Here is an 11,704-nt window from a genome sequence, read left to right on the forward strand (position 1 = left end):
TTCATGACCGACGTTCGCATATTCAATCGGCTCGGAAGGCCCGCACTTCCACCGATATCGGAGAACGATCGGGCAACCGCACGCAGGAGCCCCGGGAAGTGGTTCTACTACGTGGATCCCGCGGTCAGTCGCGACGGACCGATCTTTCCGGAGAACGTTATGTCCGGACGGAAAGCCGATGATGCAGGCAATGTGAGCGAAGAATACTGGATGAACGACGGATTCATTCCTGTCCCGAGTACAGCGGGAATGAAATTCGCCAACGAATTCGAATTGATATTCTGGCGAACCATGAAGGGGTACTGCCGTGCCGGCGACTTCGTGCGGGGACTTTCCGGAGCGGAATTATTGGCAGTTGCGCTCGAAGATATGCCTGATAAGGCGCCTCTGAAATACGAGGGCGAAGAAAGAGTGCTCGAGGTATACACATCGGCACAGTTCCTACCCGCAGACACCAACCCCTTTCTTCGAATATCGCTGAGCGGAATGTACATTCTGGACTACATCTGCCCCATTGAGAACAGTGTCATACATTTCAACCCCGGGGGCGCACCGAGCATGGGTTTGTGGGGCTCCATGATCCTCTCGCTGTGGAACGAACTCAAAGAAGTCGACGCGCAGATCAAGGCGGACGAGGAACGGGGCATCGTATTCGATGTACCACCGGAACCCGGTCGCCCGAGGAGTATGTGAGTCCTCGGAATCACCGTGTTCGACCGCGGTATTGCGCGCTTGGTCGCCAGGACCTCCCGAAACCGCCCGGTCTCGTCGCGCATCGCGGAATCGGGCTCGACAGAAATCCGATTCGATCGGCGAACCGGTCCCGAGTACCCCGCAACGGACAAATCTGAGGCGAGCCGAAACAGGCTGTGGCGGAATCGGACAACTGCGCAAGCGATGGCGCCGACGGGCCACGCAGTTGTCCCGTTCGGCCGGCAACCCCGGAGAGTGCCCGGGGCGATGCCATCGGACGAGGATGGTTCATGGCTTGTCCCGGCGTTCGGGCAGTATCACCGACAGGATCAGCACGGCGAGTGGCAGGCCGATCGCGATGGCGAATCCTAGCGCGATCACTGTTCGGTCCTGTGCTGTGTGGTGAGTGCCGACCCGAGGGGATACTTCTGCGTTCCGGTGATCAGGTCGGCGGCTTGGGTGACCAGCCACCACGGGGTGCGCGGCCCGAGGGTGCCGAGGTGGGGGATCACGACCGCGTCCGCGGCGTGCTCGAGGGCGTACTGGACGGCGATCAGCGCGGCCAGGACGGCGACGGTATCGGTGTGGATGGTGTGGACGACGGTCAGCCGGTGTTTCCGCGTCAGTGCTTCGTAGGTGGCCGGGTCGTGGGTGCTGTGCAGGAGGGCAGCCGCCCGTCTCGGTGCGTCCGGTTCCGTCACAGCGCTTGCCCCTCCCCGATTCGATTTGGACGTAACAGGACCGGGCCGCACTCCGTCGGTCCGGCGGTCACTGTTGTGCCTCGATGTACTGGGCCGCGAGCCGGAACCGGGGGCAGTTGTGTTTGGTGTGGTCGGCCATCAGGTGGATGGCGTGCGCTCGCCCGCGGATGGGGTCGGTGCTCTTGCAGGCTGCCGGGTGGTCGAGGTGGCGGAGGCCGGCGGCGACGCGTTCGAGGAGGTCGCGGTTGCGGGTGTGCCAGAGTCGGAGGGCGGCCGCCATCGACTGGTTGTGCGCGCGTCTGGTGGGGAGTTTCGGTAGTTCCTGACGCAGGTGGTCGTCGATAGACGCAGTGCCGGCGGGGGTCGGGTCCACGCTGATCGGCTTGCGGGTACTGGTTTCGGCTGCGGGTACGGGCATTACGGTCGGCTCCGGGTTCTGTCGGGGCGAAAGTCGAGCGTGCGCCTGTTCTGATAGCGGAAGATGTTCACTTCCAGCCTTGCTGTGTTGTTGCGTCAGAAGGACACACCGAACCCGTACTCAGTCCGTACCCTGGCGGTATTACAGCGGAGGGGAGAACGCCGAGAAATGACGATCATCAAGTGGACCGGGCTCGAGATCGCCGCGTTGCGTACAGCGTTGCGGGACACGCAGGTTCAGTTCGCCGACCGGATCGGTTGTTCGATCGAGGCGGTTGGCAAATGGGAGCGGAGGGGTGCTGACATCACCCTGGGTACGAAGTACGCCGAGTGCATGGACACCACCCACGGCAGACTCGACCATGAGCAGCGGGCACGTTTCGATGCCGCGTTAAAGGATCTGGACGCGCCTATCCGTACCAACCGGTGCGCCGTGTCGCCAGAGGTGGGCGTAGATGGTCACCTACCGTCTGCTCAACACTCACCCGTTTGTGTGGGACCTATCGATTGCCCTGCGGTATCGGTGGACATCGACGACGATTACGTCGACACACTCCGCAGCCGTATCCCACAGCTTGTCGATCTCGATGCCACCTTCGGTGGTGACCAATCTTCGGAATTCGCTCTCCAGTTGTTTCGATCGGTGCACCGGAAACTGGGAAGCGTGCGCTGTGATCCGGGGACCGAGCGCGAACTGTGTGCGGCGGCCGGAGAGATCGGTGAGGTCACGGGGTGGCTGCTCTACGACGCAGGCAAACACGAACTCGTGCGCCAAGTGAACAACGAAGCATTGCACCTGACCCGGTTGGCGGGCGATCGGAGCATCGAACTGCTGATCTTGCAGAACATGGCCATGCACGCCGGTGACCTCGGACGCCCGGCGGAAGCCCTGCGTATCGCGAGAATGGTGCTGGAAACTCGTGCGCTCTCTCCCCGGTTGGAAGCGTTGTTCCGCATTCGCGAGGCCCGTGCTTTCGCGCAGGCGGGCGACGAGGCCTCGGCCAAACGCTCGTTTCGCCGGGCACGATCCCTCTACCTCGATGGCACCCGTGATGACGACCCGTCGTGGGCCTGGTGGATCGACGACCGGGAAATGGCCTGGCACGAAGCCGTTATCCACAGCAATTGTGCCGACTGGAGCGCAGCGGTCGATACCTTCGCCGCCTCGGTCGAATTCACCCCACACCGCGAGGTCCGCTCTCGCTACCATCACCTCGCCGCACTGTTCAACGCGCAAATCCGCGCGCACGCGTGGCGGGACGCGAGCGATACGGTCAGGCGCGTGATGCCCCTGGTCGATGAGATCCGTTCTACCCGTACCGCCACCACCCTCTTGGACGCGATCGGCTACCTCGACACTGTTGAGCCCGTGCCCTCGGCGCGCGACGAGGCCGGGCAATTGCGGGACATTCTTGCCGGTGCCGGATACGGCCGGTAGGAGAATGTGGCAGCTACGGCCCGGTGTTACCGAGAGACTGTGAGGCTGGAACCCGCGCCGTCGCCGTTTGCTCGCTGTCGCTGAGCACTACTTATTCGAGACCGTCGTCGGCTGTCTCTCGTAGCGCGGCGAGCGCCTCGATGGGCAAGCGCTGGGCGGAAGCTGCCCTGCCACCGGTGAATTGGATTCCCTCCTGCTCCAGAATCTGCCGCGGTTCATCTTTGCGATCCGGTTCGATCCATCGAAACGATGCGGAGATCTCGCCTTGCGCGGTGAGTACTCGGTGCGCGTTCGGAGCGGGCACCGTCGCCAGCCGGTTCCCCAGCGGCTGTGCGGCGGTGCCGAGGACTTTGGCGAGATCGCCATAGGTGGTCCAATGCCCGGCAGGTAGGAGTGCCAGTAGCCGGTGCATCGACTGCCAGAGTGGGTTGTCGTCCCTGAACGGACCGGTCAGGAAAGCCGGCCCGGGCCATGCGGCGATGATCAGCTGAGCCAGTTCACGCCCGCGCTGCTCGATCTGCTTGGGACCCCATTCGGAATGTGCCCCGATGACCTGGTTCATTCGGATACTGCTTGCGCTGAGCGTCTCTCGTTTGCGGTCGAAACCGTGGTTGCCGAGCGATTCGTTGTATCCGGTGAGCGTCAGGTTACCCAGGGTGTGAACCAGGCGATCATGGAGTTCGTCGACGTTGTCCGTGCCGTATACGGCGCCCAGCTCGTCCCTCCACTGGGCTGACAACGTTTGCGGCATCACGTGCTCGACCGTCAGCGATTCAGGTGATACATGCTCCTTGGGTGTGAACAGCTCCTCGATCCAGGCGAGCATCGTTTTTCGTTGGGCGGCGCGGCCGGTGTTGTACAAGGGGGAGGTGAGAATCGCTTCGGTGAGCTTTTCATCGGAGGCGTAGTGCTTGCGCCCTTCGGACAGATAGCGGTGGAGGGCTTCGTCGACCGGAAGTGTCCGATCGAGTTCGTGTACTGCTGCGGGGAAGAGCCTGTTCAGGCTCTGCGTTGCCGTTCCGGCCAGGAAACGCCGGACCAGCAGCGATTCGATATAGAGCAGTGCGCGTGCGACTTGCTCCGATGTGGCGTCGCCACGGTCGCGTAGTGCCAGCAGGTGCAGCACCAGAGGTGCCGGTGTGGTGGAACCCCATTCGTTCAATCGCACGAGTCGCTGCCGCACGGCAGGGGCGATTTCTTCCGTCGGCTGCAGCATCAGCCGGTACAGGTGGCCGAGCGCGGAGATCCGCTCGACCTCGGCCACGATCTCGTCCTCATGCGTGAACTTGTCCAGCCGGGCCTGCTGTCCGGCGAAGGTTTGCGTCTGTTTTACCTTCGCCTTGGTCTGCAGCAGATCGAGCCAGAACAGCGTTTCGAGACGTTCGTTGTCGACTAGAGCGTCCTGCAGCGGACGCCAGAGTGAGCGGTACACCTCGTCGCTACGATTGGGCATCCGCATGAAGAGGTAGTTGCGCAACAGGTCACCTTGGGTCAGCTTCAACCCGGTGTTGTTGAGAGACTGGAAGATGCGATGGACGTTGTCGCCGTGATCCGTGCTGATCGAGACTACTGAGAGACCGGATACGACAGCTTGCGCGATATGCACCGCATCATAGGGTGCGTCCGGATCCGCCGGTTCGGCCAGCCGTGCCCGGAAGAATCGGTAGGCAGCGCCGATATTGTCTTCGCCGCCCGCCGTGGGAAGGCCGTCGATCACCGCGGCGTAGGAGTCTCTGTCGGTCTGCGTGGGTAGCAGTTTCAGGCGGAGTGGGTCGTCCTCGTACTGGTTGGTCAGCAGCTGGTTGTGGATGCGGTCGATATCGCGGCGTGGGGGTTCGTCGAGTTCACCGAGGTGGTCTCTGATGGCGGCGAGAAGGAGAGTCAGGGTGGTGAGTCGCTGTTGCCCGTCGACGACCAGATACCTGGTGATCGAGCCCGCCACGCCACCAGGCACGGGTGCTAGGACCACCGAGCCGATGAAGTGGGTGGTGTGGATGTCGTCGGTCAGGTCTTCGGCGAGCTGGGTGATATCGCGCCACAGCTCCTTGAAGTTGTCCAGGCCCCACTGGTAGGGCCGCTGGTACAGCGGCACCAAATATTGCGAAGCTCCCACCAGTATCTTTTGCAGACTGGTTTCCTGCGCGGCGACCACTACGGTTGTCCTCCTCGGCGGATTCGACCGGAGGCGGATCGACCGGCCGTAAGGGGTTGGGGGGCACCCCCCGTGAGTACGAGCTCGGGGGCATATCGGCGGTGCCGCCCATCATGTTTCAAGCGAAACTATTGGACGGCATCGCACTTCAACGGTCAGCGGCAGCCGATGTTGCCGCTCGGCCCGAGCGAGCCGAGGCGTGTGCCAGTGGCCTTTGCCAGGGCCACCAAATCGTGGGCGCCGACGCGAGTGGCGATGGTGATCGCGATATCTGCTGCTGCGGCCGCGTCGGCGCCGGCCTCGTGGTGCCGGTCGATGCGGGTACCGAGAGCGGCGGCGACCTCCTTCAACCCGTGCCGGTGCAGATGCGGGAGGTGTTGTTTCGCCCACCGGCGGGTGCAGCCGTATTGCCAGCTCGGGACCGGCACTCGGCTGTGCCCGCACGCTTGTACCAGTGCCGCCATATCGAAGGCGGCATTGTGTGCGACGACCGGCAGTCCGTCGATAGCCGTCACTGCTGCCCGCAGTTGCTCGGCGAAAGAGGGTTGCCTTGCCACCATTTCAGCGGTGATGCCGTGGATCCGGATGTTCACGGGATTGAAGTTGTCGACGGGTGCGGGCGGCCGGCAGAGCCAGGTGCGCGTGCCCACCCGGGCTCCGTTACGGACGATCGCGACGCCGATCGAGCAGATGCTGCCGTATTTCGGGTTTGCTGTCTCGACATCGAAGGCGGCGAAGTTCAGGGAGGTGGTCATCGGCCTGCTTTCAGAGGTGATGGGCGAGTTGTTCCAAGCCCGGAAAGATGTGTGGTGCGAGGGGAGATGCGCTGTATTCGAGCTCGCCGGGGTCTGCATCTCACCGCACCGCGACCTGGACGCCGCCGGAGAACATCGAATCGTGGAACTCCAGGGCCGCGGGGTCGGTGCCGACGGGGACATCGAAGGCGAGGATCACCGAGAACTTGTTGCCGGGGTTGATATCGGTGTAGACGTCGTCGTTCAGGTAGATCTCGGCCTCGGTGTCGTTGGTGAACTCCCGGCCCTGGGCGTCGATCAGTTTCTGGTTGCTGCCGAAGTAGGACTGCGGCTGGTCGCTGGTGTTGGTGACATCGATGTGGACGAGGATGAACTCGCCCTGTGCGGCTTTGCTCAGGTAGTCGCCGCCGACCGTTTTCACCGGCGGCTCGACCTGCGTGACCACGAACGCGAACTTGCCATCGCGCACTTCCGATCCGGCAGGTGCGAGGGCAGGACCGTCATCGGGTGCGGAACCGGCGGTCACGCTGCTGCTCGGTGTGTCGGTGTCATCTGCGCTGGTGGCGATGAGGCCGGCGCATCCGCCGCAGAGCAGGATGAAGAAGCCGAGTGCGCCGAGGACGATCCAGAGTCCAGTGCGGCTCTTGCGCGGGGACTGCGGATAGGGGAGGGGATATTGGGGGTTGGTCATCTGACCGGACTCCTTGATTCGGGGGATTAGGACATGCGGGATCAGCCCGGCGGCGCCGGCCGCGAGGTTGCGTGTATTTCGCTGTGGGGCGGGGCGAACGCCGGGTCGCCGGTGGACGGCGACCCAGCGGGTTCATGGGGGAGGCCGGCTACCAGCAGTAGCGGTGGTCGCCGATGTATTCGCATTCCTCCTGGTAGTCCCACTTGTCCGGGACATCGGAGTTCGGGATGGCCGCGCCCGCCGCGCCGCCGAGCGCCATGCCGCCGAATGCTCCGGCGAGCAGGCCGATCGGCACGCTGATCGGAATCAGCAGGCCACCGGCGGCGATTCCGACGACCATGCCGACGAACAACCCGGTGAGTGCGCCCACACCGCCGCCGATTCCGACCCCGGCTTCGATGCTGCGCTGGCGCGGTGAGGTTTTGCGCCAGTAGCCGATGTCCTGCGCGGCGACGTCGGCGACCATTTTCGTGCCGTTCGCTTCGACGCGCGGCGCCAGCGTGAGGACGTGCTCGCCGACCTGCACCGCGCGCGGAAGGCTTGCGACGTGGGTGCCGTTTCCGGCGACGATATCGATCGTGTCCTCCGTGATGGCGAACGTGGCGCCGGTCAGCTCGGCGGCGAGCGTCCGCCCGTCACGGCTCACGAGGTAGCCGACGCCCTGCTCGACACCTCGAGCACTTTCGGGCACGACGCCGGCGATTTTGCCGGCGCTCGGCTGCGGTGCGGCGACCGCGGTGTTCTCGACCACGCCCAGCGCGGCGATGGCCAGCGCGGCGGCAGCGGTGAATTTCTTGATTTTCATCCGGGTTGGTTCTCCGTGATCAGGGCGTGTGGGGTCGGCCCCGGCGGGCTTCCCGCGGGGTTTGCTTGTAGTCGGTCGACTCGGGCCGGGCCGCCGCACGCGACGGCGGCCCGGCGGGGAGCTACGAGAGCCCGTCGAAACTGCCGGTCGCCATCAGGCCCAGCAGGTGCAGCGGCATCTCGCCGTAGGGCACCACCGAGAGCCGGTAGCGGCCGTTATTCAGCCGATCGCACAGCACGACCGCGCCGGTGACGGAGCCGTAGGCGGCCTTGTCGGCGTTGCAGGCCCATTCGGCGTCGTAGCCGGAGTAGTGCCGGAGGTGCGTTTCGGCATTGGCGGTGCCGGTGCCGAGCCCGACGGTGAGCGCGGTGGCGGCGCCGGCGGCGAGGACGGAAGCGGTGATGCGAGTGCGTAGTGACACGCGGACTCCTGGGATTCAGGCCACCGGCTCGGGGCCGGCGGCGGGATTGTTTCCGCTGTTGCGGGCCTGGCTGGTGAGATGCCAGCCGGCACATTTCGGGCATCGGTAGGCCCGCTGCTCCCGTCTTCTGGGGTTGTGGTGGTCGACGCCGGCCAGTGCCAGCTCGGCGGTTTCGGGGTCGAAGTAGCGGATCTTCCCGGTGTCCGCGCATCGGCTGCGGCGGGGGAGCGGCGGCAGGCCGCGGAGGTCGTCGCCGTGCCGCAACCGCAGCGGCCGGTGTCCGCGGGCGGCGAGGCGGCGTCGGTAGCCCTTGTCACATCCGTGGTCGATGAGCTGGTCGCGGTGGTTAGACATGGCGGTACTCCTTGCAACACAAAAGGATTCGGAGTTGAAGGCCGGCGCTCCGTGGCAGTCGCCGTCTGCCGAGAACATTAGACGGCCGAAGTGTGTAGCGCAAGTGAAAACATTGTCAATCGTAAATTCGATGGTTGACGTGGATGCTTTGGCAACCTAAGTTGTTGCTTGACGAAAGGAGGCGTATGTCCGAGACCGCCCCACTGGTCACCGCCGCGGAGATCTCCCGGCTGGCCGGTGTCACCCGAGCGACCGTCAGTAACTGGCGCCGGCGGCATCCCGGCTTCCCGTCTCCGGCGGGCGGCAGCGAATCACGACCGGTGTTCGATCTGGCCGAAGTGCGGCAGTGGCTGCGAGAACACGGCGTGGATTCCACGGAATCGCCGCTGCACCATCTGCGAACCGTGCTGCGGGCGCAGGTGGCGCCGGGCGAGATTCCACCCTTGCTCGCGGTGCTGGCCCCGGCCGGCGCCGCGCTCGGTCCACCGGCAGCGGACGACGAGAAGTCCGAAGTAGTGCACGCGGTGCGGGCCGCGGTTGCCGACGCTGGGCTGGGCCCGGCCATCGAGGCCCTGGCCGAGCGCGGCTTGGAGGAGAGCCCGACCACCGGTGTCTATACAACCCCCGACGACGTGGCGGGACTGATGGCGGTTCTGGCGCAAACCCCCGGAGCGGACGCCGAGGCGGTCCTGGACCCGGCATGCGGCAGCGGCACCCTGCTCGCCGCGGCGGCCCGGCTCGGCGCCCGCGAATGCTACGGGCAGGACATCTTGCCGGTGCAAGCACAGCGGGCAGCACTGAATGTCGCGCTCGGTGCACCGGATATCGAGGTGGACACCCAGGTGGGTGACAGTCTCCTAGCCGATGCCTTTCCCGATCTCGAAGTCGACATCGTCCTGTGCAACCCGCCCAACCAGCAACGGGATTGGGGCGCCGACGAACTGGCCCTCGACCCGCGCTGGACCTACGGGGTGCCGCCACGCGGCGAATCCGAACTGGCCTGGGTCCAGCACGCGCTCGCGCATCTGCGGCAGGGCGGCACGGCCGTGCTGCTGTTACCGCCCGCCGTCGCCTCCCGCGGCGCCGGCCGCCGGATCCGCGGTGAGCTACTGCGGCAGGGCGCGTTGCGCGCGGTGATCGGTCTCCCGGCCGGCACCGCACCGCCGCGCCAGCTGGGCCTGCACCTGTGGGTGCTTCGCGGCCCGGCCCCCGGTGACGACCGGACCGGCGAGGTGATGTTCGTGGATGCCGCCCGCCTCGATCCGGCATCGGACCCGGCGAAACCGGGCGCCGTACGCGACCTCGCCGAAACCGTCCTCGAATCCTGGCGCAATTTCGACGAAAGCAGTAGCGAAAAAGCGGCCATGCCCGATGTAGCCGCTGTGGTTCGCGTGATGGACGTCCTGGACGAGGATGTCGACCTGACTCCCGGGCGGTATGTCCGTGCCGTGGTGGACGCCGACCGCACCGCCGATGCCGCGACCGCCGGGATGAGGGACCTGGAATCCGCCATCGACGACCTCCGCTGCGAGTTCGGCGAACTACCCCGCTTCCGCGGAACAGCGGAACACACCTGGCGTACCGCGACGGTCGCCGACCTCGCCAAGGGCGGTGCAGTGGAAGTCCATCTGGCCCGCCAGCGCCGCGACGAGGAGACAACCACCGACGATTCGTATTTCGGCGCGCCCGTCCTCACCACCCGCGACCTGCTCGCCGATACCGGGCCGACCGGTATCGCGGAACCCGGCATACCGACCGTTCCGGTGGTCATCGAACCCGGCGACGTGGTGATTCCACTGCTCCGCGGTATCCGTGAGGAACACCCTCGCGCCCGCGTCGCGGGTAGCGCAGAGGCCGGCGCCCTGATCGGCCCGAACGTCTTCCTCCTGCGCCCAACCCCCGGCCGCCTCGACCCGTGGTTCCTCGCGGGTTTCGTCGCAAGCCCCGAGAACATTGCCGCCACCGTCGGCGCCACCACGATCCGCGTGGTCCCCAGCCGCCTCCGCATCCCGCTGCCACCAATCGACCAGCAGGAACGATACGGCGTGATGTTCCAACGGCTGCACCGATTACGCCACGCGGCCCGCCGCGCCGAACGCTCCGCCGCCCGGCTCACCGGGCTACTCGGCACCGGCCTCACCGCCGGCGCCCTCGAACCGCACGACCCACCCGCCCAAGATGCGCCTACCACCCGGGGGAAAGGTAGAAAGTGAATACCGAAGGAGCCCTGAACACCATCAGCGACCCCGAGGGGAGGACTCGGTGCAGCCTCTGAAGAGCACCGATCCCAAACAGATCGGCCCGATCGCGATTCGCGGGCTGCTCGGTTACGGCGGGATGGGCCGCGTCTACTTCGGGCTCACCGGCGACGCCGAACCGGTGGCGGTCAAAGTGATCCGGGAAGATCTGCTGGGCAGGGAAGAGGTGCGCGCGCGCTTCTTCCGCGAGCTCGACGCGCTGCGCTCCGTGCAGGGACCCCAGATCGCGGCACTGCTCGATGCGTCCGACGAGACCGACGAGCGGCCGTGGATCGCGATCGAATACATCCGTGGTCTCACTGTGAAAGAGCTGGTGGAAACGCGAGGCTGTCTGAGCCTCGAGCACGCAGCGACCCTGGGTTTGCTGCTGGCAAAAGCCCTGGCCGACATCCATGCCGCTGAGCTGCTGCACCGCGATCTCACCCCGGGCAATGTCCTGATGAGCCGGGAAGGCCCCAAGGTGATCGATTTCGGGCTTGCTGCCTTTGCCGATGGTCCGAGCGATCTGACCGGAAGTGCAGCACATCTGGGTACGCCCCCGTGCATGTCTCCGGAGCAGGTGAACAGCCCGCGCCAGATCTCGACGGCCTCGGATGTCTACTCGCTCGGCGCCACTCTGCTGTATTCGCTGACCGGGCACTACCCCTATCGGGACCGGGTGACCGCGGCGCGGCTGCTCAAGATCTCGGATCCGAATTCCCCGCCGGACTTGGATGGCCTGCCCGATCAATTCGAGCCTCTCGTCCGGCGCATGCTGGCGCATGAACAGGCGGACCGGCCGACAGTTCCCGAGGTACGTGCCTGGTGCGAGCGGTTGGTCGGCAGCCAAGTGAACGCCGCCATCCGCAGTCTTGCCGTCGGCAACTATGTGGAGCGCGAAACCGATCCCGAGCAGGCCGCACCACCCAAACCGGTGCCCAAGGATTTGTCCGCGGTCGCTCCGCCGGGGTCGGTGATCCACCGCCTCGCCGAACGCCTGCGCCGTGAGTATGCCGCTACCGCCCGATTCTGAAAGGTCA

Annotated in this window: 12 protein-coding genes; 4 read left to right on the plus strand and 8 right to left on the minus strand. The window is 65.5% G+C overall.

Features of this window, described 5'->3' with window-relative positions; all coding sequences use genetic code 11:
* Window positions 1-3 precede the first annotated feature (3 nt).
* Window positions 4-693 (plus strand): hypothetical protein, encoded by a 690-nt coding sequence (locus ABZ827_RS11585; protein ID WP_357236062.1) that lies wholly within the window; start codon window positions 4-6, stop codon window positions 691-693.
* Between the two features lie 377 nt (window positions 694-1,070).
* Here the strand turns inward: ABZ827_RS11585 and ABZ827_RS11590 are convergent, their stop codons facing one another.
* Together ABZ827_RS11590 and ABZ827_RS11595 are read right to left on the minus strand one after the other, a co-directional pair.
* Complete coding sequence (locus ABZ827_RS11590; RefSeq protein ID WP_357236064.1) at window positions 1,071-1,394, minus strand: hypothetical protein; 324 nt, start codon at window positions 1,392-1,394, stop codon at window positions 1,071-1,073.
* Window positions 1,395-1,461: 67 nt separating this feature from the next.
* A complete protein-coding gene (locus ABZ827_RS11595; protein ID WP_357236065.1) occupies window positions 1,462-1,812 on the minus strand; it encodes a hypothetical protein in 351 nt (116 codons plus the stop codon).
* A gap of 63 nt (window positions 1,813-1,875) precedes the next feature.
* On the opposite strand from ABZ827_RS11595, the gene ABZ827_RS11600 reads away from it, so the two are divergent.
* Window positions 1,876-3,249 (plus strand): helix-turn-helix transcriptional regulator, encoded by a 1,374-nt coding sequence (locus ABZ827_RS11600; RefSeq protein WP_357236066.1) that lies wholly within the window; start codon window positions 1,876-1,878, stop codon window positions 3,247-3,249.
* Between the two features lie 91 nt (window positions 3,250-3,340).
* Here ABZ827_RS11600 and ABZ827_RS11605 read toward each other — a convergent pair whose 3' ends face one another.
* The 6 genes from ABZ827_RS11605 to ABZ827_RS11630 form a co-directional block, all read right to left on the minus strand.
* A complete protein-coding gene (locus tag ABZ827_RS11605; RefSeq protein ID WP_357236068.1) occupies window positions 3,341-5,362 on the minus strand; it encodes a DUF262 domain-containing protein in 2,022 nt (673 codons plus the stop codon).
* Between the two features lie 194 nt (window positions 5,363-5,556).
* Window positions 5,557-6,156 (minus strand): exonuclease domain-containing protein, encoded by a 600-nt coding sequence (locus ABZ827_RS11610; RefSeq protein WP_357236070.1) that lies wholly within the window; start codon window positions 6,154-6,156, stop codon window positions 5,557-5,559.
* Between the two features lie 100 nt (window positions 6,157-6,256).
* The gene (locus ABZ827_RS11615) at window positions 6,257-6,847 is read right to left on the minus strand and encodes a DUF4352 domain-containing protein (protein ID WP_357236072.1); all 591 of its coding nucleotides are present in this window, start codon (window positions 6,845-6,847) and stop codon (window positions 6,257-6,259) included.
* Window positions 6,848-6,995: 148 nt separating this feature from the next.
* Entirely contained in the window at window positions 6,996-7,652 is a 657-nt protein-coding gene (locus ABZ827_RS11620; protein WP_357236074.1) for a hypothetical protein, read from the minus strand.
* A gap of 121 nt (window positions 7,653-7,773) precedes the next feature.
* Complete coding sequence (locus ABZ827_RS11625; protein ID WP_357236076.1) at window positions 7,774-8,073, minus strand: hypothetical protein; 300 nt, start codon at window positions 8,071-8,073, stop codon at window positions 7,774-7,776.
* A gap of 15 nt (window positions 8,074-8,088) precedes the next feature.
* Window positions 8,089-8,427 (minus strand): hypothetical protein, encoded by a 339-nt coding sequence (locus tag ABZ827_RS11630; RefSeq protein ID WP_357236078.1) that lies wholly within the window; start codon window positions 8,425-8,427, stop codon window positions 8,089-8,091.
* Window positions 8,428-8,612: 185 nt separating this feature from the next.
* On the opposite strand from ABZ827_RS11630, the gene ABZ827_RS11635 reads away from it, so the two are divergent.
* Together ABZ827_RS11635 and ABZ827_RS11640 are read left to right on the plus strand one after the other, a co-directional pair.
* Window positions 8,613-10,640 (plus strand): N-6 DNA methylase, encoded by a 2,028-nt coding sequence (locus ABZ827_RS11635; RefSeq protein ID WP_357236080.1) that lies wholly within the window; start codon window positions 8,613-8,615, stop codon window positions 10,638-10,640.
* Window positions 10,641-10,689: 49 nt separating this feature from the next.
* Window positions 10,690-11,697 carry a serine/threonine-protein kinase gene (locus tag ABZ827_RS11640; protein WP_357236082.1) on the plus strand — a complete coding sequence of 336 codons (1,008 nt, stop codon included), beginning with the start codon at window positions 10,690-10,692 and terminating at the stop codon, window positions 11,695-11,697.
* The last annotated feature ends 7 nt before the right edge of the window (window positions 11,698-11,704 follow it).

The organism is Nocardia sp. NPDC019395, from assembly GCF_040632335.1.
Classification (GTDB): domain Bacteria; phylum Actinomycetota; class Actinomycetes; order Mycobacteriales; family Mycobacteriaceae; genus Nocardia.

Bases quoted from the DNA above. Each gene is read 5' to 3' on its own strand.
- ABZ827_RS11585 (WP_357236062.1), top strand. From the start codon at position 4: ATGACCGACGTTCGCATATTCAATCGGCTCGGAAGGCCCGCACTTCCA.
- ABZ827_RS11595 (WP_357236065.1), bottom strand. From the start codon at position 1,812: ATGCCCGTACCCGCAGCCGAAACCAGTACCCGCAAGCCGATCAGCGTG.
- ABZ827_RS11600 (WP_357236066.1), top strand. From the start codon at position 1,876: ATGTTCACTTCCAGCCTTGCTGTGTTGTTGCGTCAGAAGGACACACCG.
- ABZ827_RS11610 (WP_357236070.1), bottom strand. From the start codon at position 6,156: ATGACCACCTCCCTGAACTTCGCCGCCTTCGATGTCGAGACAGCAAAC.
- ABZ827_RS11615 (WP_357236072.1), bottom strand. From the start codon at position 6,847: ATGACCAACCCCCAATATCCCCTCCCCTATCCGCAGTCCCCGCGCAAG.
- ABZ827_RS11620 (WP_357236074.1), bottom strand. From the start codon at position 7,652: ATGAAAATCAAGAAATTCACCGCTGCCGCCGCGCTGGCCATCGCCGCG.
- ABZ827_RS11630 (WP_357236078.1), bottom strand. From the start codon at position 8,427: ATGTCTAACCACCGCGACCAGCTCATCGACCACGGATGTGACAAGGGC.
- ABZ827_RS11635 (WP_357236080.1), top strand. From the start codon at position 8,613: ATGTCCGAGACCGCCCCACTGGTCACCGCCGCGGAGATCTCCCGGCTG.